Genomic DNA, 22,182 nt, shown 5'->3' with positions numbered 1-22,182 from the left:
CCTTATTTGCGTGACTGTTCGTTGACCAGGCGACGAATTTCCTTCAATTCCTCAGGCGAAACTTTTTCGTTTTTAAGCAGATAGGCGACCGTTTCGCTGACGCTGCCGCCGAAGACGCGATCGACCAACTCGCGCGTGACACTGCGGGCGACCTGACCTTCGCGCACCAGAGGAAAGAAGATGAAGGTTCGCCCCTCGACGTCATGGCCGACGGCCTGCTTGACCTCTAAACCGCGCAGCAGCGTCTGCACCGTGCTATGAGCGATTGGCTCATCGACGTTGAGGGTGTCGGTAATTTCCTTCGCCGTCGCACGGCTCTGGTTCCAGAGCACCTGCATAATGCGCAATTGCACGCGCCCGAGCCTGACAGTCATGAGAATCCCTCCTGAAATACCCTCGCCGCTACATCATCTAGTAGACTAGATTTACCAAATAAGATGATAGCCTGCAAGGAAAATTCTTAGAAAGTTTCGCGGCGTCTCAACACGCGACGCTGCCACTGCTACAGAGACGCATTATCTAGCCGAAGTAGCAGGCGACCGGATCATGGTTCGGGCGTTTATTGCCAGAACTTAATGTGAATCGCGCCGGGTTACCTGGCACGCAATCACGGGGCTGCGCGACGATACGGATGACTTTTTAGCAAGCCAGCCGTGGAGATGTCCCAGATCGGAATGCCGAGTTGTCGCGCTGGCGATTCGGGCCGCAAACGTAGATCGCCGTGATCGACGTCCACAAACAGCGGATCCGCCGACAAGCTGTGAAGCTCGGCACCGCTCGGGCGTTGTTCGTCGATATGCCTTTGCCCCCACTGAGGATCGGCAGGGCACCAGTACAAGTTGTAATCGGTGCTGGTGTTCTTCAGACGGTCGCCGGCGCCCGTGGAAAGACTGCGATGCTCGACGATCGGCCAATAATCCGCGCGCGGCGACCAAATGATGTTGCGACTGATCCGAGCTCCCTCGATCGGCCAGGTTGGGTCTGGAATCGAAATATACCCGTGGACGATGTTCGGCTTTGTGATTGGCCGGCGGCTGGGGATCACATCGACGATGATGTTGTTGATGATGTGATTCGTCTCGGTCGTCGAAATGCCTGACTGAGCGCTGCGGACTTTGTACAACACGTTGCCGTCGACGATCGTCTCGTACTGGTCGTTGTCGCAGCGGATGCCCGAGGCCACGCCGTCTCCGTCAAGATGGTGAACATAATTCTGGTAGATGTGGTTCTCTTTGCCGGTGCCGGAGATATAAATCCCGTTGCCGTCCCCCATGGTTTCCATCACGTCGTGGATATCGTTCCAGGCCACGAGATTTTTGCGGCCGTGCATGTATTTCTCTCGGGCCTGCCACCACTCGCGGTGGACGGCATTCGAACCAGTGCCGGCGCTGGGCAAGCTGTCGTAAGCCGGCAGGTCGACTTCATGCGCGCGGAATGTGGCGTCCGACTCAGCAGGCCAGCCGGTCCGGCCGCTGACCGTGATGCCCGAGTATGGCGTGTTGTGAATCAGATTGTGCGTGACCCGGTTTTCGCCGCTTTGCCACACCATGATGGCCGGCGAGGCCCAGTATATTTCACCGATGTGATGCACCCAGTTGTTTGACACGTCGTTGTGATGATTTACATCCTTCGTGCCCGGGCCGTAACCGGCGACGAGGATTCCGACCCCGCCGGTATGGGCGACCTCGTTGTCAATCACACGATTGTCCTGGCAGGTGAGATCCAGCCGCAGGCCGGTTCCACCGGTGTCGACGAACCGGCACCTCTGAACGGTACATTGTTGAGCGCCGCGCAGACGCAGCAGGGCGCTCGGCGCATCAAAATGCTCCCACTTGTGCTGCAGCCCTCCCTTGGTGTCGCCATGCCAAGGCAAACGCTCGGCACCGGTGAATGTCAGGCCTTGGAAAACGAGGCCGGTGACGGGCTTATCGGCAGGGCCTTCGTAGTCAATTTCGCCTTCGACTCGCAGCAACTCGGTGAGCAGGGGAGCGATGATTGCCTCGGACGGCGTTCCATCGACAGGCCAGAGATACAGTTTCCGATCGGTTGCATCAATGACCCATTCACCGGGCTCGTCCAGCACCTCGAGGACGTTCTCGACCCAGGCTGTTTCGTCCATGAACTTTACCCTCCCCATCGGTCGCGACGCCGGAACCGCGGTCGTGGCTATGGCGGCCGTTTCATCCACTGCGGCCAGCGGAAGCAGGCACATTTCATAATCACAGGAGGGAATGATACGAAGGTCCGCATTCTTGAGGTCGGGCCATTTCTTCATAGCCCCCGCGGGAAATGCGAATCGATTCGGTGGCGTGTTCGGCGGCACGTACGCGACCGGCGCAAAAGGTTTCGACGACGCTCGGCGAAGACGCTTTTGCCCGTCGTACATTGTGAGTACGTTCGACAACGGTGCCGGAACGTCGGCAATCCAAACGGCGTCACGAGCGACCGGGGGCAGCAGCGGCGACCGCCGTTCTGGCTTGTGCCAGCCGACAATCGGAACGCCCGACGTGAAAGTTGGCGTCTCGTCCCCATAGGCCGCATAAGTGATTGTGCCGTCGGCCGGCGCCGAATCGTCGAGTGAAAAGACGATGGTGCTATCCAAACGATAGACGCCGCCACGGACCAGCACTCGGATCTGCTTGTTATCGCCTAGTTGTTTTAAGGCTCGCACAGCGTCGCGTGCCCTGACGAGCGTGGCGAAGGGGCCATCGCTGCGGTCCGGATTGGGAGCGTTCAACTTGCCCGACCATTGGTCAGAGCCATCCGCGGCGACAAAGAAATCCGCAGCTGTTTGCTCTGCTTCGGCTAATTGGCCGACAACCGAGCTGGCCGGCATCACAACAAACAATTGGCCGCAAACCAGGACGGCAAACAACAGTGGGCACAAGTATCGTCGCAAATCAGCACCTTCCCTATTCGGAAGACAGTTCAAGTTCGCCGCGTGCCGCGGGGAATGCTCCAATTTGGCGTTACTCGATGACGCGGCTTGAGCGATATTTAATCGACTTTAGCAGAACCTATGACCTGCAGCCTTCCCTCACCTATCGCACCGCGTATTGCACCGGCGCAGTGTTCACGACCTCGGGCGGAGACCACTGGCCGGTGACCACTTCGTCTTCCGGCCAATAGACCCGCAAATAGAGCGAGAACTTCCCCGCCGGTGCGGGCAGCCAGTTATCCTGCCACTGGTCGGGCGGCGCGTTCTGCTGCACCAGGATCGTGACCGAGCCATCGGGCTCTGACTGAATCTGCGGTGTTGCAACCCCGACCGAATGCCGGTTCAAGATGTTGGGATGCAAGGTGTGGTTTTCGTTGTAGAGTGTGAGCGACCAGTGGCCTTTGGTAGGGGGGAGTTGCCCGGCCGGGAACGTGATCCGATAGCTATTGTCTCCGCTTAGCCGTTGCCCTTCGGAATCCAGATCCTGATAAAAATACTTCGTCTCCGTGGGCTGATTCACGAAGATATTCGACTTAGCGACGGCGGCGCGCGTCAGATAGTCCGCGCCGAACGTGGCGCCGTTGACCGTGGTGGTCCAATTGTGCTTCGCCGGTTGACCAAGCCGTCGAAATTCGAACAACGGCTCGATCAGCTCCTGTTCCGCGACCACGGCCGTGTCGGTTAGCAACTGTCGGACCCGCTCATCGCCTGCGGCGCGCTCGATTAACTCGCCGAAATACGCATAGAGTGATTCCTCGCCGGGCAGCGGAGGAACTGTTGCCAGCACCTCGGGAAGGACTTCGAAGAAGTTCTTCGGCACGACGCGACCGCGCGGCTTGCCACCGGACAGGCTCGGTAACCAACGCTTTCGTGACCAATCGCACGATTCGAGTCGGCCACGAAACTGGCTCAGAGGATAGATCTGGATCTGCCCGAGCGTCTTGTCCAGCGAATCCGTCTTCGAGGATTCGTCCGAAAGCAAAACTCTCGGCAGCACATAACCGATTTTCGTGGGGCAGCGCAGCACTCCGGTCACACTCGGCGGCGCGACTCCTTGCCAATCGGGGCCGGCGATCAAGTAAAAGCCGGGCTTGGTTCCGTACATCTTGCCGACCTGGGCAAAACCGTCGGTGCGCTGGTCGCCGAGTTGAAACAACCAAAATCGCTCGCCGAAATCCGGAACCTGCAGAATCACAGGGTCCTCTTGCAGGTCCAATATCCCAAATCCATAGATCACATCGGGATTCGGGCAGGCGACCGCTGTCATGCTGGACTTCACTCGATCCGTCAGCATGCAGAGGCGATTCGGGGGCGCGACGGGCGCGCCACCGCTTATGCCGCTGGTCCGCAGCCACGATAGTGCAGCGTGGCAATTCCGCACGTAGACCATGGGCCACGCCCAAAGATACGCCTGTCGTGCCGCATTGCGCAGCGCGGTATCGGAGTCCAACTTCGGAAAATTGTTTTCAGAGATCAATTGCTGAAGAGATTCAGCGACTTGCGCGGCGTTCGCCGCGCGACCAGAAACGGATTCAGCCGCGAAAACGCTTGCCGACTGCTGACCGATTGCTGGAATCACCAGCAAAGAGAACAAGATACGCGGGTGCATGTGTGTTGTAACCGTGGTAGCCGAGGAAATGACCAACGCAGGCGTTGACTACTTCTGGGCTACAACAACAACGAAACATGGCAGTTCGCGTAACGTCAGGTGATTAGGAGGTAAATTGCCTCAGCGCCGACCGGGAAGTGGTGCCCCCGCTGTCGGTCCGCAACTTTACTATACTTCGAGTGCTAGCTGAGTAAGCTTAAGACCCCTTGGAAAATGTCTTTTCGATCCGCTCGGGATCGCGGGGCGGGGTTTCCCCCAGATAGGCGGCAATTTCGCTGCGGCAAGGAGAGAGCTCCTTCCCCGGACATGCCGCTATGGAAGTTGAATCAGGTTGCGGAGTTCGTCTCGTTGACGAGCAGCGCTCGGACGACCTCTACGTCGTTGCCAACCTGCAGCTTCGTCAGCACCTTGGCCCGATGCTTGGCGGCCGTTTGAAAACTGATTCCCAGTTCCGAGGCGATACGCTTCTGCGATTTTCCGCTGACAATCGCATCCATGACTTCCCGCTCGCGCGGGGTGAGGGTCGCCAATCGTTTGCTGATTTCCGTCCTATGCACCTCTTGTTGACGGCGCTCAATGTCGGTGGCAATGGCCTGCTGGACGCGGGCGATCAGGAATTCGTCGTCGGCTGGCTTCTCGATGAAGTCGAAGGCTCCATTGCGGAAGGACTCGGTGCAGGTCGGCACGTCCGAGTGGCCGGTCATGATAATGATCGGCAATTCGATGTTGCGCTCCTTTAAGAGGCTCTGCAATTGCAAACCGGTCATCTGCGGCATGCGCACGTCGAGGATCAGGCAGCCTGGTCGCCGTGGATCGTACGCTTCCAAAAACGAAGCGGCCGAGTTCAGAGGTTTGGCAGCGAGGCTGGCCGACTCGACCAACCAATGCAACGACTTGAGGACGGCGGGGTCGTCGTCCACGAGATAAACGACCGCGTCAGTCGTCATGTTTGCCACCATCTTCACAAGACAATTGAAATCGGAATGTGGCCCCACCGCACTCGTTCGTCTCGGCGGTGAGCTGGCCGCCGTGGGCTTCGATCAGCGAGCGACTGATGGCCAGCCCCATTCCCAAGCCGTCGATCTTCGTGGTCATGAAAGCCTCGAAGACATCCACGCCATCCAGGGTGGGCAGACCGCAACCATTGTCGATGACCCGCACTTCGACCTGCCCTTTCTCCGTCCTGTTGGCCTCGATCAGCAGTAGTTTGGCGTGCGTCACGTCGTCCAGGGCGTCGAGGGCGTTAGTCAGCAAGTTAACCATTACCTGTTCGATCTGTATCGCGTCTCCCATGACCTGCAGCCGATGTCCGGAGCCATCAAAGACGACTTCCACCCCACGTTCATGTGCCTGGCCGGCGATGATTCGTAGCGCGCTCTCGACGACTTCGTTGACGTCGACAGGCACCCGTTTCGGTTCTTGCTTTCTGACGAATCGCTTGACGCTGCGAATAATCTCCGAGGCGCGCACCGCTTCTTCGGCAATGGAATCGATGACGGGCATCAACTCGTCCGTTTTGGCCACGCCGCGGTTCATTCTTCGCGCTGCACCCCGGGCGTAATTGGCTATCGCGGATAATGGCTGATTCAATTCGTGGGCAATGCCCGCGGCCATCTCGGACATGGTGTTCAGTCGCAGCATCTGCGCTAGTTCATTACGATGACTTGCCAGGTGCTCGACCGCCGTAAGCCGTCGATGCGTTTCATCGGCATGGTTCCATTGCGTCAAGTCGCGAATCGCACAGCAGACATGTGGTACCTCATCGACCTCGATCAGGCTGAGACTAATCTCGACGGGAACTTCGCCGCCGTCCTTACGCCGCGCGTACAGCTTCGTTCCCACGCCCATGCCGCGCACGCGGGGGCTGGCGAAATAACGGTCGCGATGTGCCGGATGTTCGCCTCGAAAGCGCTCGGGTAGCAGCATCTCGACTGGCTGACCTAGCATTTCGTCGGCGTGGTAGCCAAAGTAAGCCTGCGCCTGTGCATTCACGAGTACAATTCTGCCCTGCCGATTCGCGATAATCATCGCGTCAGGAGCCGACTCCAGCAGGGCATGGAACGTCGCTTCGGCACGCCGGCGATCGGTTATGTCCTGCAACTGCGCGATGAAGTAGCAAGGCTGCTGCGCGTCATCATAGACCAGTGACACGCTCAGCAAGATCCATAGCGCGTGTCCCTGCTTATGCACGTATCGCTTTTCGATATGGAAGTGCTCGCGTTTGCCGGCGAGCAATTCGCTGATCAGGCCAAAATCAAAGGGAATATCTTGAGGATGCAAGTTAGCGTCGAAGCGTAGGGACACCAATTCGTCCCGTTGGTAACCGAGGATCTGGCAAAGCGCGCGATTCGCACTCAGCAACTTTCCATTCAGCCCGACCAGTGCCATGCCAATGGCGGCATGTTCGAACGCGGCCTCGTACGCGGATGCACGCTCGGGAGATCCCTGCGACCAAGGCGACGGTATTCCATCTCTCTCAGGCTGGTCCGTTCGTAAGGCGCCGAGCAATGGTGTCAATGACTGGCTCTTCGACATTTGCATTCCCGGGACGCAGCCCACATCCCCGTTGTTGCCTCTTGATCCGTACTGCGCCGTTGCGGATGTCGCTCACGGTCGAGCTTTGGAAAAACTACGGTCGACGTGTGTCATGGCTCGTGCGGCAAATCTCGGACGCTATGGCTGCCGTCGGGGGGCCACACTAACGTCGAGCCAGTAATCCACGGGCAAGGTCGAAACTGTTCGCATTGCGAAACGTCCGGCCCGCTGATGAGCCGTTGGGGGGCGAACAATCTTCTTCGCCCTGGCGCTAGTACTACTACAAGCTACGCCTTGGCTCAATCGAGATTCGCGATGCGAAATATTCGCATATCATTGCCGGTGCCGCAAATGGGCACCAGGACGAACGCGGCGGCCGGCAATTTCCCGCCCAATCCGACGAATCAGAAAAGGCCCCCGCGTTACCGAGAAACTTGCGCCTACCGCCTGGTGGCGCCTACATTGGCGCGAATGTACTCGTCGTACTCTCGGCTAACGTCTCCCGGGGAACGAACCGCCCGAGCCAGCGTGGCCGGTGGCCGCGATTCGACGGCCTGGGCCGGATGCGAATTGCCCAGGATCCATTGCTCGCAGGCACGGATCGCCTGTGAGAGTAGCCTCTGCGCGCTGTGGCGAATCATTGACACGTTGCCCGCCTTTTTAGCTGGAAATGCCGTGGGCCTTACTGTTCGCTATTTCTCAGCCTAATCGGACGGACCGCAAATACAACAGCCAGCGGAGTATGCTACCCGCCTGCCCCGGCACCGCGTCTGATTGGGGGGCAGTCGTTCTCGAAAGTGCGAAACATTCGCATCGCAGCCATGTCCTAGGTTTGCGCAAGCGTTTTCACAAAACCAACTCGAGTTCGGGAACAAAATGACAGTCATCGACAGCCCCCTGACGCCCGGCGCGGTCCTTTACGACCTTCTGCGTGAGGCACGCGACAGCTACGAAACCGAGACACGTATCGAGATGCGCTACTCGTTCTGCAGGCTGGTATCCATTCGCGTGGGCGATACCCGCTATCCCGGTATGAGCCGCGAGATCTCGCAGTCCGGCATCGGACTGTTGCATCCCGAGAAACTGCCGCTGGAAGAGGTCGAGGTTTGTATCCGCAGCGAAGACACCGACATCTTGCTGCGGGCGCAGATCCAGTGGTGCAAGCCTCTCGGCGAGGGGTGGTATATCAGCGGCGGCGCGTTCGTGGACTTGGCGGACGCGTAAGCCTTGCGATCGACGCTGCCGCGTAATGCATCGCACGGCGTGGACGCCGCGCGTGCATATTTGTCGTGCGAATAATTCGCACGTCCCGCGCAGCGCAGCTCGTTGATCGCGATGCGATGCAACGCGCAGAGTCCGATGCGCAGCCAACTTCGGTCGCATGCGATGTACGAAGCGTGCTGCGCGACGAGGGTGAGCGTACACGTGACGTGATATTGACCACGCGCGCGGCCGCTTGTAGCTTCCGCCCCGACTCTACCTTGATCTAACTTTTCCCTGCCATTCTCGCCACGAGTGCCGCGCTCTGCGCGTCCGTCGTGGCGTGACTGGTAATTATTGCGCCCGGGCCGCAATATGCATTGTTCCAGCCATCGGAGGGCTGCCACTTTCGCCGCGAGAGCGATTGCGAGCGGTGCCGTGCGCGTCGTCTGGCCGCTGTGTATTGTCTTCGGCTTGTGTCAAATCTCTGCCGCTGACGGACCGACGCCCCGTGACACATCCGTCAACGGCACATCTCCGCAGTTAAGCCTCGAGGTGCGCGAACAGGCCGACGCGCGCGTGGTGCTCACTTTTCGCGCGGTTGATTCCGACCTGGACGTACCGAGCCTGAAGTGCTGGGGTTGGCTCGAAGCGGCTGACGGCTCGCGCACCCCTTGTCCCCCGCAAGAAACTCGCACGTCGTTGACCAACGGCGGACTCGAAGGAATCGTAGTCTGGTCGCAGCACGATGCCGCCAAATTGATTGCCCGAGTCGAGATTCGAGATATGGCCCATCATGTAACGTCGCAAGAGAAATCGCTCGTCGTACGGGGCGCCGCGCCGAACCAGTTGCAGATTCGTTTGCCCCCCTCCGCCGCGGCCGGAAAGCCTGGCGATTTTCTATTCGCCGGCATGCCACGCCTGACAGCAGCGCAAATGCCGGCCGCGGGTCCAAGCATTTCCGCGCCGTCCGCCATGGAGGGGACGGCCGAAAGCCTGGTGCCTCCGTATCCTGCCGATGACGAATTGCCGTTCGATGACAAACGCGGCGGAGGGCCGCAGCTTATCGATCCTCCGCTTGAGCTTCCCGCTCCGGAGAAGAATTTCCAGCCCTCGCCTGCCGCCGAGGTTCATTTGCGGGCCGCGCGCAACTCGGTCGCGCTGGGCAATCTGCCCGAAGCGCTAACGCGATTTGTCGAATACTTGCGTTTGCAACCCGACGATCACGCAGCCCGCTACGAATACGCAGGATTACTGCTTCAGCAGCGGCAGTTCGCTGCGGCGCAAACTCAACTCGAACGTTTGATCGCGGAGCAACCGGCGGTCGGCACGTATCGAATGCTGCTGGCGGACCTGCTGCTGCAACTGAAACATTACGACGTGTCGCGCGAGCAATTCCGCCGATTGCTGGTAGATCCGCGTTATGACGTGCAAGCCGCGGTCATGCTGGCCCGATCGTACCTGCTCGAGCATCGGCAGTCCGATGCCCAAAAGGTATACGAGGATTACTTGCGGCATGCCACGGATATGACGATCGACGAGCGGCGTTTGATGGCGCTGCTGCTCGTGGACATGAACCACGCCGCGGAAGCGATTTCGCTGCTGCAACCTCTTTATGAGGTTCATCGCGACGACGAAGGCCTGGCGATTGCTTTGGTGCAAGCGTACGTCCGCGCGAATCGGCGGTTGGAAGCTTTGGAACTGATTGGCGGGGCGGCCGCGCGGCCATCGAGCGATCGTGGTGCCTGGCTCAAGTTGGCAGAGCAATTGTATCGCGAGCAGGCTTTTCCCGAGGCGCGCGCCGTGGCCCAACAAATCCATGGTCAAGACCCGACGCATGCAACTGCGACCCAACTGCTGATTCGCACGCATTTACGTCTCTACGAAGTCGATGTGGCGCATCAACTACTGGGATCGTTCTCGGGCGATCGTGATACCAAGGATTTTCTCGGGGTACTCGCGGATTATCATACCGTGGTCGGAGACTACTCCGAGGCCATCGGCATCGGCAAGCGGCGTCTCGTCGAAGACCCGCATGACGTGCAGGCGATGATTTTGCTGGGGAATGCCTATCAAGCCTCGAGCCAGGTGCAAATTGCCGAGGAGTTGTTTCAAGCGGCTTTGCAAGAGTGCTCAGCGACGGACGAAGAAATGCGTCGCGAGATTCGCTGCCTGCTGGCCGGCAATTATCTGCGGCGACGCCTATTTGACGCCGCGCGGCAGGAGTTGGAGGAGCTGCTCGAGCAACAACCAACCGACGTGGCGGCCCGAATCCTGTTGATCGAAACGCTCATCAAGTCCGATGATTGCCCCACGGCCTTGCAGGTGGCGACCGAGGGACTGAAGGACGCAACGCCACGCGAACACGTGGCCCTCTTAAGCCAGCTCGGCTACATCTTTCTCGAACAGGGGCGCGATGGCGAAGCGGCCGAGACGTTCCGCGCACTGGCTGCCGACCATAACGCGGCGCTTCCCGAAATTGCCTACGGCCTGTACCGCTCGGCAACGACGCTCAAACAGCCACAATTGGCGCGCGAGGCGCTCGGGCTAGGCCCGTCGCCCTTGGCGCCGCCGGCAAGCTGGGGCGCCGGATTCGCGGATCGGGCCCTGTCGTATTGCGACTGTCGCTCTGCGGCGGCCGTGCTCGACGACGCCTTGAAAGTCGCGCCGGCGAACCTGAGCCTGCTCAATCGGCGCGGCGAAGCGGCGCTGCTCTGCGACTGCAGTTGCGGCACGCCCAACTGTCGCCACACTTTCCCAAAGATCTTCCACAAATTCGAACGCTGTCAGGCGGCATGCGTCTCGGCGATGACATTCTTTCAGCCGGCCGTGGCCATATCACCTACGAACATTCGCGCCCGGTTGGGCGTGGCGCGCACATTGAAGAAACGTTTGGAATACGAACATGCGCTGGCCGAGTATAAGACGTTGCTGAAGTTCATGCCGCAGGATGTCAACCTCGTCCGCGAAACGGCACGCATGGTTGAAGGCTGGAAGGGGATCGAGCGTTCGGGCAATTTCTACCTGGCGGCCCAGCAAACGCAACAACAGGGTGATTTACCCGGCCCAGAAACGGATCCCGCAGCCGGTGGTTTCGGCGTCGGCGCACTCGTGGGGTCCGATACACTAGAATCGCCAACCGGCGCCCCCCCTGCAGCTCTGTTAAGCACTGAGCTAAACGCCAAGTATCTGCGTGGCTGGAAGTTTCGGCAGGCCATTCCCCTGTATAAGGGCCTGCTCGAGATGGAGCCGACGAACGAGGCGGCTCTGTTCGATCTGGCGCAAAGCTATTCGGCGATCAACCGCACGCAGTGCGCGATTCAAACCTATCAGCAACTATTGGACGTCAATCCTTGCCACACAGACGCGATGACGGCGCTCACGCGCAACGAGATGGAATTGCGTCCCAAAGTGATTCCATCCTTCGACTTTCAGTACCAGCATGGACGTCAAGGGCTAGCAAATATCACCTGGCAGAATTACTCGCTTTCCGAGCGGCAGCCGCTCGGAGACGAAAACGAGTACTTCGAGTGGGGCTACCGCGAGCGAGTGCTCGAGCCGACCGACGATCGCCCCGACGTCGGCGAGGTGCCGTTCATGCATTGGCAGGAAAAGTACAACCTCGACTCGACGATCTATCTGGACCTGGCCGTCGAGCAGTACCAATACGGCATCAAAACGCGCCCCACGTTCAATACCGGCATCGACCTGATCAACAACGACGCCGGCACGATCACAGCCTCAGGTTTTCTGAAGAACTATTACGCCAACGGCGAGGCGATACGGCAAGACATCTACTGGGGTGGCGTGCAATTCGATGCGCTTTTTCGTCCATTGCGACTATGGACGCTGAGCGGTTTCTATCGTGTCGCGGCGTTTTCGGACCACAACTCGGTCAACTGGTTTAATGTCAACTCGGCCCATACGATCATGCAGGGGCGCAAGCAGCTACGCGGCATCATCGACTACACGTTCTATTCTTTTGCCCACCAGACGATCTTCGGCCCGAACCCAAACTCCTTGGTAGGCGCGCAGTTCCCTTATTGGTCACCGTCGGGCTATTCGTTCGTGACGTCGGGGCTAGAGTGGAAGCAATGGCTAAGCTGTGACACGTTTAAAGGGGGCAACGAGCGTTCGTACACGCTATTCGTTGGCGGCGCGGTCGACTCGAACGGCGACGGGTTTTTTCTTTCGAAATGGCGCTGGCAGCATGACTTCTCCCCCTGGGTCAGTTGGATGACCGACGGCAACCTCACCTGGTCCGCGAACGAGATCTATAACGCCGTCGGCGTCGCAACTTACGCAGTCTTTCGGATTCCGTAGTTTCGCCGTTAGCGGTTGGCCGCCGTTTTCGACATCGGCGAACGCGTGAGGTTACCCATCGCTCGCCCCACGCGTGAGGCTGGCTCGCTTGGCAAAGACTGCGGTGAAGCGTGGGCCAACAGCCATCGGTAGTGAATGTCCGCGGCCTTGAATTGCTTGGCCTGGTGCAGACCGTCGGCCAGCCGCAAACGGAGCTCGGCATCTTGTGGGTCGCGGTTCACCAGGAATTGCATCAGCGGTATGGCTTCCTGCCGACTACCGTGTTTGGCGACGGCATTCAGCAGGTTTGTAAGAAACCTGTTGTCATCATTTTGGGAGCGTTGATCGTAGATCGCCATTAGCTGCTTTTGCTGCTGGCCATCGAGCCGTTCGCATTTTGCCGCGGCGATCAAGTATCCGTTCCACAAGTCACGACGCTCAGGAAAGCGAGTGATGAGACGACTATACAGCGCGAGGCTTTCATCGAATTCTCGTTCCGAGAGCAGTACCTCGGCAAGCGTTTCTGTCACTTTGGCATCGTGCGGCGTGTGCTTGAGCACCTGTCGATAGGCTGCGGCGGCAGCGGGCCAATCCTGCCCCCAATATGAATTGTCCGCTATGCCACGCATGGCCGACAAATCGTCTGGTGATTTATCAAGGGCTTCCCGGCAAACGTTCGCAGCCCGTGCGAACTGCTTTTCCGACGAATAGAGTGACGCCAGGAACAACAGCTCCTTCGTCGATTGATCCCCACCGCGCAGTGTCGCGACGGCTTCGTCCAAGCGGCCGTCACGGTAGAGCACGCCGGCGAACTCCAACCTGGCCTCGCACGCCAGCGGCGCTAATTTCTCCAATCGCTCGAAGCGCGCGACCGATTCCGAAAAGTTCTCGAGCTGAGCCGCGTTCCGCGCCGCTGCCAGCAGCACATCACGTTGCATCGCCTCGTCAGGCAGTTGGTCGAGGTGCGTCAGCAGTTTTTCAAACGCTAGTTCGGCCTCGCCCTCGCGATGCAGCTGCTGCAAGCTGCCAGCCTTCAGGCCTAAGCCTTCAAGTGTCTTGGGAGTCATGCTTGAAACGTAGTCGTCGATCTTTGCGACATCTTCGACACGGTCGAGATCGACCATTACCTTTCGCAGCTGCAGCAGCCGTTCTTCGTCGGTCGTGCCCAAAGACTCCAGAGCATTCGCGGCCTGTGACAGTTGCTCGACCTGCAATGGCGAGACCTTGCGGCCAGCGTAAGCCCGTGCAAGCAACGCTTGCTCCTGCTGGAAATAGAGCACGCAGCCGGCTGCCACGGCTGCCGCGGCGCCGGTTGTGCCAACGACTAGGGCCATGGGCCGCTTTGTTTTCACCACCCGGCGGCGCGGTATCGAGCGGATCACGCCGGCTAAAGCCTTCGAGTCGTGATGACCTAGAACGGAATGCAGCAGGCTACGCGACTCTCCACAGAATTTGCGCAGCGCCAGACGCGTTTCCTGCACGCGTTCGCCAGCAATCGTGCGCGACTTGGCACAGGTGATTTCCGCCCAGGCTTCCAGATTGCCAAACGGAGTCGAAAATTCCAGGCGGACCAGATCGGTCGGCTGAAAACCGTCGGGCATCAGCAGGACGACCGATTCCGTGGACAAGCATTCCGTGACACCGTAAACCGGCGCTTCGGCGCCATGATGAATGCGGACGGGAAACTCGAAGGGCAATTCATTCGTGCGCGTCGGCAATCGTCGCGGCGCGGCAGACCCGAGACCAAACTGCCCTCCCTGAAACCGCTCGTAATGAAAGCTGACGGCGAATTGCGCTCCCAGCCACCACAGGACTTCCAACTGCTCCTTTGTCGGCTCGATGAATTCGATGCCGTACGCGTATGCCTGCGTCGTGCCGCCGCGTGCCGCGCGCAACTTGACCTCTTCGCGACGATGCCGGATCGCGCCGCGGCAGGTCACGCCTCGTCCCGCGGCAAGGATCGTCATTTCCACTTCGCCACACGGCGGAAACGGCTCGTAAGCCACCAGGCCCACGCCCCCTTCGTTAATGTCGCGCGTCACGCATTGTCCCGAGAAGTCCACGCCCAATTCATCGGTGCCGCGATACTCGACGTGCAGAGCAATCGGATGTCGCCAGGCTGTGCGGCGATCTTTCGAACGTAGGGCGCGTTGAACTACCAGCCAGGCCATATAGCAGTTCACGCCCACGAGCGCACCACCGACAACCAATTGCACCGGATCGTTCGAAATCGACAGGCAATATTTTGTCACGGCCCAGGCAACGGCGAATGCACTAATCGCGATCAAATAGATTTGCGGCGCCAGGTGCTTCAAAATGCCATTCGATTGACGACCGCGTTTGGCCGTCACGACGAACGTGGCCCGCTTGCGCTTGAACAACGCCCTCCACGTTGAACGGACCTGCGTCCAATAGCAGGCCATTTGCGTCAGTTCGATGGCCAGCAACCGGCCGTACCCGTTGCAGGCGACCTTTACCGCTGACCAGATCGCGATCAGATAAAGCACTGTGATGGCCAGCAATTGCCACGTCATGCGTTGGACCGGCGAGATGCCGGTCAGCAACATCGCGATCGGTGTTGCATAAATCAGCAACTTCTGTACACCGGTGGTCCACGAGAGCATCGAGCCGAGATAGCACAACCGCTGGGGGATTGTTAGTCCACGGATGGTGATCGGATTGTCGAAGGCAAAAATGCCGAGATTTCCTTCGCCCCAACGTAATCGCTGCGTGTTGAAGCTGGTGACGTCATCGGCCGCAATCGCGGCGATCAGCCGCTCGTTGACGAATAGGCTCTTCCAACCCTTGGCATGCATCCGCAATCCGGTATGCATGTCCTCGGTGATCGATTGTGTGGCGATCAGGCCGACTTCTTCAAGCGACTTGCGGCGGAACATCGCGGCGCTACCGCAAAAAGTAACGCCGTTCCAGCGATTTTTGCCGGGCTGCGTCACGTTGTAGAACAGCATCCCCTCTTCCCAGTACACCTTGCGCTTGTAGTCGAGCACTCCCTGGTAGGCATCGAAGTTGTAGAAGGCGTGTGGAGTTTGGACGAAGCCTAACCGGTCGTCGGCAAAGTAACCGATGAGTCGGTCGATAAAATGCGTTTCGGCAACGTGATCGGCATCGAAGATGACGACGAATTCGCCCTCGGTCTTTTCCAGTGCGTGATTAAGATTGCCGGCCTTGGCGTGCAGATTCGACGGGCGCGTGACATATTCGGCGCCGAGTTCCTCGCACAGCGCTGCCACTTCCGGACGCTTGCCGTCGTCCAGCACCAGCGTGCGATGCGGGTACGCGATGCGCAGCGACGCCGCGATCGTGCCGCGCAGCAGGCTGGGATCTTCGTTGTATGTGGGAATCATCACATCGACCGTACGGCCGGGCAGCGGCGGCGCCGGTTCAGGATTCGAAATGTCCCAAATCTGAAAGAAGAACAGGAACATCAAGAGTCCGCCGTACGCCTCGGCGCCGTAAAGCACCACCGACGCGACGGTAGCGTAAGGACCCGAGAAGTTCATCGTGTACAGACCGCGATAGGTCAAATACACGACGGTCATCACCGTGGCGGTGATCATTGCCGATCGTCGCACAAGCGGCTTGTTAAATACTTCGCCCATGATGATTCGCCAAGTTGAAGTGTGGCGCACGGCGTCAGAACGGCCGTGGCGTAGTTGTGCGATTGGCTAGAAACCGGGCCACTACTTGCTGCTGCGGAGCCGGATCGCGCATGTCATTGCGCGGCTGAATCGAGAGGGGATAATCGTGCCACCATTCGCCGGCGGCCCAGTAACATGCGGAAACCTTCGTGTGTTCGATCGAAGCGAGGGCGCGGCTCAGTACCTCTTGCCAGCCTGCGTCATCGCCCGGTATGCCAAACTCACCAAGGAAACCAGCGACCTGATTCCGCCGGCACCAATCGAGGAAGACGCGTAGTCGCGCGACGCCGCGCTCGGCAAGTCGCGGATCGTCGCGCAATTCGGCCACGAAGCTGTGGCGATACTTGCCGCTGGCGTCGGCATCGAAATAGCAGTGTGCTTCGTAGACCACGCGGTTCGCCGCATCGCGGATCCAAGCACGCGGACCATTGACTTCCTCGAAGCGATGGGCGTTGGACCAGCCATCGCCAGCGACAACGACCCAGGCCGTGCGATTCACTTCACGCACGGCGTCCACGCCGGCCTGCGAAATAGCCTTCCAATCCGAAGATTTCATGTCGTGCGGCTCGTTCATCAAGCCGAGTCCCATGACCGTAGCATCGCTAGCGAATTCAGCGGCCAGGCGCCGCCAGACGTCGGCAAACGCGGCGCGCGGTACCGGCACGGTACCGTCGATTTGCTCGTCGATGATCACCGTGCGCGCTTGATTCCCCTGTTTCAAGCGATAGCGGCCGTAGTTGTGCAAGTCGAGCACAACGGCGGCGTCGGATGCGCGAGCCCGATCGATGACCTCGCGCATCCGCGCCAACTCTGGGGAGGCAAGCGGTGCAAAGAGCCGTGGTTGTAGTCGCTCCCAACGAAACGGAATGCGCAGTAATCCCAGCCCGCGGGCGGCAAAATACTCAATTGTCGACCGTTGAGGATATTGATAATCGCGCCCATAAATGCCGGGATTCTGATTGGAAAAGCCGGCCCCTTCGGCGGCAAACTCGGCGCCGGCCAGCGAAACACCGCCACACAAACGCAACGGTAAGGCCACGGCTGGTCGATCGCTGCCAGTCGCGATGGCCTCGCTCGCCCACAGAGATGCACAGCCGGCGGCCGCGACGAACTCGCGCCGCGTGAGTTGATTTGCGCTATTCATGGTTGCGTACAATCAGAGGTGAACGGCCATGGTCACCCATCGCCGTGATGCTCAAACATGGGTCGCCAATCGCCGTCAAAACATGCGAAAAACTCGCAGCGGCAGGCGAATGAGGCCAAAACGCTCAAGAAGCGAGCAAGAAACGCCGAGCGACAGCCCTTTGCAGTCGGGCGGAAGTGTGGCCTACACGGTCAATGCGGCCGCTAAGCCTTAAGAGTCTTGGGGACAGGCAGGCTGGCACCGATCTTCTTGTTGAGCCGCTTGATGAAGTGCGCGGCGAGTGCAGGAGATTCCACTTCATAATTGTGATGGACGAAGAAAAAGAGCTTCTGCAATCCGGCCCTTTTCCATTTCGCGATTCTCTCAATCCAATCATCGAGACGGGCGCGATCCGATTTGGGATCGTTCGCCCCTACCCAGCGTATGAACGCCGTCGGGGTCGTCAGTCGCATATGCATCAGATCACGACGCCCCGCCGTATCGACGAGGACATTCGTAATGCCGTGTGTCTCGAGCAAATCGTAAAGTTTGGTTGAAACGGCAGGATCGTTGTACCAATCGGTATGGCGAAACTCTATCGCCAGCGGAACGTCGTGTGTCCAGTTCTCGGCGAACGTCACAACACGCTCGAAATCTTTCGGCCCAAAGTTATTGTGCATCTGCAGGAACGGCATCTCCAGCTTTTCCCGCAGATGCGACATGTTGGTAACGTTGCGTTTGACGAGTTGCTTGACGTTCTTCAAGCGTCGAAAGTGCGAGATCGTTTGTTCGAGCTTGGGAAAGAACCGGAAATCGTCCGGCACCGTAGCATTCCAGTTCTTGAAAGTCGCTGCTGGAAATAAGCGATAAAATGTGGCATTCAGTTCGATGCTATTGAACTGCGTCGAGTAGTACGCGAGTTCGTCCTTCACGCCCTTCGGATAGAGATCTTTGAGGTCCTTCTTATTCCACTTGGCACATCCGACGTAGACCTTGAATGCCTTCGCTTTCGAGGCTCGTTTCAGTACCTTCATGGTATCTGGATGATCTCGTGGGATTGTAAAATCAATTTTCTTTGGATTGTCGACCTTGCCGAATTTCACGTACGTTCCCCACTATTCACTCAGTTGGCAGACAGGAAAGCCTCGAATCTGATTATGTCGGTGGCACTGACCAATTCCAACCGCTTCGCATAGAGCGAAGATGCGTGGGGCGGCGGAAAACCAGGCGTGAACTGACGCATTCCCGCCCGTCGTCCGTTCTCGAGACAAGACGTCGCGGCGGTCCAAACAAGTTCTAAGATGGCCAATGCTCGGTTCGCCTAACCTCGGGCTACAGCGAGAGCACATCCAGCAGGATCGAGCCTTATGCCGTTGAACGCCCCGACTTGATGGCATCTGCCGAGGAGGATGGAGGTAGGTTGCGCAGACTGAATGCAGCCGGTGGTGGGCAATCAGGATTAACCCACTGAATGACGACGGCCCAACCCGCGCTGTCTTCGTCGTGTTGAAGATAGCCCTGGATGGGTCTTACGATCGTCCAGCCATCTTTTAGGTGGAGACTAAGCACGGGATCAAACTGCGTGCCATTGGCGACGGCATCAACATAACGCTCGACGCTCATGGTCGCGCTGTGCATGGCATAGCCGGGCAACCGGCTGGCCCCCACCATTCGCCAGAGACGTTCTTCTTGCACCAAAAAGCGCGTCTGATCGGTCAACGCGTGCGCAATCCCGTGATGCTGATGACCGGGATGCACCATGATATCCGCGCCGTAAAGGGTCGGTCCGGCAGGGTCGTGATCGAGAAACGTACCGCCCGACGTGAGAACGTCCCACGGGTCGTCGATGTGAAAATCGAACATTCGCAGGCGAAGCGTGAAATGCACACCTGCCACTTGGTTCAAGTCCACGTCAGCGGCGACGAACTGCCCCTGGGGAAAGACTCGGTGATGATCCTCTAGCTCCTCAACGGTATAGGGCGTCTCTGTGGGGTAGACAGTTTTGCAAATTTCGATGATCGCCGTGTAGTCGCCCGGTGCAAGGAGGCGAATCTGGTAGTTGGCCGGGAGCATGATGAGTACTACTCTCTGAAATCAACGTGGCAAACAAAGACGATCGTCGAAGTTCGCCCTATCCGAGCCGACTTCGGAATGGCCCGACGATTTCGGAAAAGTGTACCATGCTCAGAAGATTCGTACCGTTCAGTTCCGGAAACGATCGGCCCCAATCGGTGACGAGTTTTCTTCCGGGCGCTACCCCAATCGCTTCTGTCGAAGTCGCACACAATTCTTGAAAACCTACGTGCAGTCGGAAGCTGTATTGCTACAATCGGAACGAAGCATAGCGGTCGTGCGCCCTCTCGATCCCTTCCAACAGATATTGGTGTCAACATGGCCTCAGAACTCCTTCAGAACAAAGCTGAGGAATTGGTCCCCGGCACGGGCTTTACGAAAGCTCACCAACTGTTTCGCGAAACGGTGCGTCGTTTTGTCGACGAAGAGGTCAATCCCTACATCGACCAATGGGAGGAGGACGAGATCTTTCCCGCCCACGACCTGTTCAAGAAGGCCGGCGACCTGGGCCTGTTGGGGCTCTCCTACCCGGTCGAATATGGCGGATCCGGGGGCGACTACTGGTACAACATCGCGTTTGCCGAGGAGATGGCCCGCTGCAATTGCGGTGCAATTCCCATGGCGATGGGAGTGCAATCGGATATGGCCACCCCGGCCTTGGCCCGTTATGGAACGCACGAACTCAAGAAGCAATATCTCGAGCCCGCGATCACGGGCGATGCGGTGTGCAGCATCGCGGTGACCGAGCCCAGCGGCGGTTCCGACGTCGCTTCGATCCGCACCAAGGCCGAACGCGACGGGGGTGACTATGTCATCAATGGCAGCAAGATGTATATCACCAACGGCGCGCAGGCTGACTGGATCTGCCTGCTGGCCCGCACCACGCCGGGCACAGGCTATAAGGGAATGTCGCTGATCGTCGTGCCGACCGACGCAAAAGGTTTTTCGGTCAGCAAGAAACTGAAGAAGATGGGCAACTGGGCCAGCGACACGGCCGAGTTGGTCTTCGACAATTGCCGCGTGCCGGTTGCGAATTGCATCGGCGAAGAGGGAATGGGCTTCATCTATCAGATGCAGCAATTCCAGAACGAGCGATTGATCGGCTCGTTGGGGGCAGTGGCCGGTGCCGACAAGATCTTGAAGATGACCATCGAGTACTGCCGCGGCCGATCGACGTTTGGCAAGCCGCTGATCGAAAACCAGTGGATCTATTTCAAGCTGACCGAGCTAATCGCGGAAGTCGAATTCCTGCGACAGATGTGTTACCACTGCGGACGCCTGCTGGATCGCGGGTTGGATTTCACCCGCGAGGCTTCGATCGCCAAGCTGAAAGCCGGCCGCTTGGTGCGCGAAGTCGCGGATATCTGCATGCAGTTCCACGGTGGCATGGGCTACATGGAAGAATATCCGATGGCGCGCTACTTCCGCGATTCGCGCCTGATGTCGATCGGCGCCGGCGCCGACGAGATCATGCTCGGAATTATCGCCAAGTTCGAAGGAATTGCGCCCCGGCGCTAGTTGTATTAGCCGCGGTCAACAATACCCTCAAAGAAACAAAGAGCGGTTCAGGCGTCGAGGACCAACTCAGCCATGCGGGCTCGGTGGAAACTCGCGTCGCCGAAGAGGATTTCCGAGGCCTTGGAGCGCTTGTAATAGAATTGCAAGTCGTGCTCCCAGGTGAAGCCGATGCCGCCGTGGACTTGGACGCCGCGATTGGCCACCTCGCGCGAGGCGTCGGACGTATAGACCTTGGCCGTGGCGACCGCGCGTGCGGCACTTGCCGGTTCGGCATCGAGCGCCCAGGCGGCGAAATAGATCGCGGATCGCGCACTTTCGGTCCACAGCAACATGTCCGCGCACATGTGCTGCACGGCCTGGAACGATCCGATCACCTTGCCGAACTGCTGGCGCGTTTTAGCGTACTCGACCGCGTCTTCGAGAATCCATTGCATCCCGCCCAGCATGTCGGCGCATACGACTAGCGTGCCGACTTGCATCGAGCGTTCGAGTGCCGCGCAGGCCGCTTCGCCGGTAGCGAGCACATGATCGGCATCTACTGCGACATTTTCGAACGTGACGTCGTAGAGTTTGCGGGTGGCATCCAGCCCGACGGTCGGCGTGATCGAAACGCCTGCGGACTTGGCCGGCACCGCGAGCAGAATAAGCTCTTGCCCTACCCGCGCCACGCAAATCAGTAGTCCCGCTGCGCCGGCATCCGAGACGAACGACTTGCGACCACTGATCGTAAAGCCGGCGTCCTTCTTTACTGCCGCGAGTTGTACATCAGCCGGATTCCAACTGGCGTCGGCTTCGAGTAGAGCGACGGCACCTTGCAACTCGCCGGCGGTGAGCGACTGCAGGAATTTTGATTCAGGTTTTGCCTGTGCGACGAGGGTTGCCGCCCAGACCGGGCCGAGGAACGATCCGGGAAAACAGGCACGTCCCATTTCTTCAGCGACAGCGACAAGGTCTACAACGCCCAACCCCAAGCCGCCAGCTTCTTCGGGCAGATGAATACCTGGCCAACCTTGGTCTGCCACTTCGGACCATAACTCGGCATGCAGTACCTTGTCGTCTGCCAGCGACTCGCGAATGCGCGTCATCGGGCACACGCGGGCGAATAACTCACGCGCAGACTTTTGCAGCAGCTTTTGAGGCTTGGAAAGTTCAAATTCCATGATCGGAATGCCTTTGTAGGTCGAATGCCAAATGTGATTCTGTGAAGTGGACGGCGAGCTTTCGG

Annotated in this window: 13 protein-coding genes; 3 read left to right on the top strand and 10 right to left on the bottom strand. The window is 58.8% G+C overall.

Annotated features, from left to right (window positions below):
• Nucleotides 1–2 precede the first annotated feature (2 nt).
• The 5 genes from VGN12_04740 to VGN12_04720 all read right to left on the bottom strand — a co-directional run bounded on the left by VGN12_04740 (nt 3) and on the right by VGN12_04720 (nt 7,082).
• Nucleotides 3–374 carry a BlaI/MecI/CopY family transcriptional regulator gene (locus tag VGN12_04740; protein HEY4308741.1) on the bottom strand — a complete coding sequence of 124 codons (372 nt, stop codon included), beginning with the start codon at nt 372–374 and terminating at the stop codon, nt 3–5.
• A 233-nt stretch (nt 375–607) separates the two neighbouring features.
• Nucleotides 608–2,899: a right-handed parallel beta-helix repeat-containing protein gene (locus tag VGN12_04735; protein HEY4308740.1), complete on the bottom strand. Its 2,292-nt coding sequence runs from the start codon at nt 2,897–2,899 to the stop codon at nt 608–610.
• A 142-nt stretch (nt 2,900–3,041) separates the two neighbouring features.
• Nucleotides 3,042–4,547 carry a DUF1214 domain-containing protein gene (locus VGN12_04730; protein HEY4308739.1) on the bottom strand — a complete coding sequence of 502 codons (1,506 nt, stop codon included), beginning with the start codon at nt 4,545–4,547 and terminating at the stop codon, nt 3,042–3,044.
• A 326-nt stretch (nt 4,548–4,873) separates the two neighbouring features.
• Nucleotides 4,874–5,494, bottom strand: coding sequence for a response regulator (locus tag VGN12_04725; GenBank protein ID HEY4308738.1), 621 nt, complete (start codon nt 5,492–5,494; stop codon nt 4,874–4,876).
• Entirely contained in the window at nt 5,484–7,082 is a 1,599-nt protein-coding gene (locus tag VGN12_04720; GenBank protein ID HEY4308737.1) for a PAS domain S-box protein, read from the bottom strand. The genes VGN12_04725 and VGN12_04720 overlap by 11 nt, the downstream gene beginning before the upstream one ends.
• A gap of 876 nt (nt 7,083–7,958) precedes the next feature.
• Between VGN12_04720 and VGN12_04715 the strand changes: the two genes are divergently transcribed.
• Together VGN12_04715 and VGN12_04710 are read left to right on the top strand one after the other, a co-directional pair.
• Nucleotides 7,959–8,306, top strand: a complete 348-nt coding sequence (locus VGN12_04715) for a PilZ domain-containing protein (GenBank protein HEY4308736.1) — start codon at nt 7,959–7,961, stop codon at nt 8,304–8,306.
• A gap of 414 nt (nt 8,307–8,720) precedes the next feature.
• Nucleotides 8,721–12,605, top strand: coding sequence for a tetratricopeptide repeat protein (locus VGN12_04710; protein HEY4308735.1), 3,885 nt, complete (start codon nt 8,721–8,723; stop codon nt 12,603–12,605).
• Nucleotides 12,606–12,613: 8 nt separating this feature from the next.
• On the opposite strand, the gene VGN12_04705 is transcribed toward VGN12_04710, so the two are convergent.
• From VGN12_04705 to VGN12_04690, 4 genes are all read right to left on the bottom strand, one after another.
• Nucleotides 12,614–16,204 (bottom strand): glycosyltransferase, encoded by a 3,591-nt coding sequence (locus VGN12_04705; protein ID HEY4308734.1) that lies wholly within the window; start codon nt 16,202–16,204, stop codon nt 12,614–12,616.
• 34 nt (nt 16,205–16,238) lie between these two features.
• Complete coding sequence (locus tag VGN12_04700; GenBank protein HEY4308733.1) at nt 16,239–17,387, bottom strand: glycoside hydrolase family 5 protein; 1,149 nt, start codon at nt 17,385–17,387, stop codon at nt 16,239–16,241.
• 203 nt (nt 17,388–17,590) lie between these two features.
• Nucleotides 17,591–18,400, bottom strand: coding sequence for a DUF72 domain-containing protein (locus tag VGN12_04695; protein HEY4308732.1), 810 nt, complete (start codon nt 18,398–18,400; stop codon nt 17,591–17,593).
• 331 nt (nt 18,401–18,731) lie between these two features.
• Nucleotides 18,732–19,439 (bottom strand): hypothetical protein, encoded by a 708-nt coding sequence (locus VGN12_04690; GenBank protein ID HEY4308731.1) that lies wholly within the window; start codon nt 19,437–19,439, stop codon nt 18,732–18,734.
• A gap of 318 nt (nt 19,440–19,757) precedes the next feature.
• Here VGN12_04690 and VGN12_04685 point away from each other — a divergent pair, with 318 nt between their 5' ends.
• Entirely contained in the window at nt 19,758–20,957 is a 1,200-nt protein-coding gene (locus VGN12_04685) for an acyl-CoA dehydrogenase family protein (GenBank protein HEY4308730.1), read from the top strand.
• A 47-nt stretch (nt 20,958–21,004) separates the two neighbouring features.
• Here VGN12_04685 and VGN12_04680 read toward each other — a convergent pair whose 3' ends face one another.
• Nucleotides 21,005–22,117 (bottom strand): acyl-CoA dehydrogenase family protein, encoded by a 1,113-nt coding sequence (locus VGN12_04680; protein HEY4308729.1) that lies wholly within the window; start codon nt 22,115–22,117, stop codon nt 21,005–21,007.
• Nucleotides 22,118–22,182: the final 65 nt, after the last annotated feature.

Source organism: Pirellulales bacterium, assembly GCA_036499395.1.
Taxonomy (GTDB): Bacteria; Planctomycetota; Planctomycetia; order Pirellulales; family JACPPG01; genus JACPPG01.
Note: the sequence above shows the minus strand (reverse complement) of the source record. Positions and strands in the feature narration are given on the sequence as shown.

Coding starts and splice junctions, on each gene's coding strand:
- VGN12_04740 (HEY4308741.1), bottom strand. CDS start 374: ATGACTGTCAGGCTCGGGCGCGTGCAATTGCGCATTATGCAGGTGCTC.
- VGN12_04730 (HEY4308739.1), bottom strand. CDS start 4,547: ATGCACCCGCGTATCTTGTTCTCTTTGCTGGTGATTCCAGCAATCGGT.
- VGN12_04725 (HEY4308738.1), bottom strand. CDS start 5,494: ATGACGACTGACGCGGTCGTTTATCTCGTGGACGACGACCCCGCCGTC.
- VGN12_04720 (HEY4308737.1), bottom strand. CDS start 7,082: ATGTCGAAGAGCCAGTCATTGACACCATTGCTCGGCGCCTTACGAACG.
- VGN12_04715 (HEY4308736.1), top strand. CDS start 7,959: ATGACAGTCATCGACAGCCCCCTGACGCCCGGCGCGGTCCTTTACGAC.
- VGN12_04705 (HEY4308734.1), bottom strand. CDS start 16,204: ATGGGCGAAGTATTTAACAAGCCGCTTGTGCGACGATCGGCAATGATC.
- VGN12_04700 (HEY4308733.1), bottom strand. CDS start 17,387: ATGAATAGCGCAAATCAACTCACGCGGCGCGAGTTCGTCGCGGCCGCC.
- VGN12_04695 (HEY4308732.1), bottom strand. CDS start 18,400: ATGAAGGTACTGAAACGAGCCTCGAAAGCGAAGGCATTCAAGGTCTAC.
- VGN12_04690 (HEY4308731.1), bottom strand. CDS start 19,439: ATGCTCCCGGCCAACTACCAGATTCGCCTCCTTGCACCGGGCGACTAC.
- VGN12_04685 (HEY4308730.1), top strand. CDS start 19,758: ATGGCCTCAGAACTCCTTCAGAACAAAGCTGAGGAATTGGTCCCCGGC.
- VGN12_04680 (HEY4308729.1), bottom strand. CDS start 22,117: ATGGAATTTGAACTTTCCAAGCCTCAAAAGCTGCTGCAAAAGTCTGCG.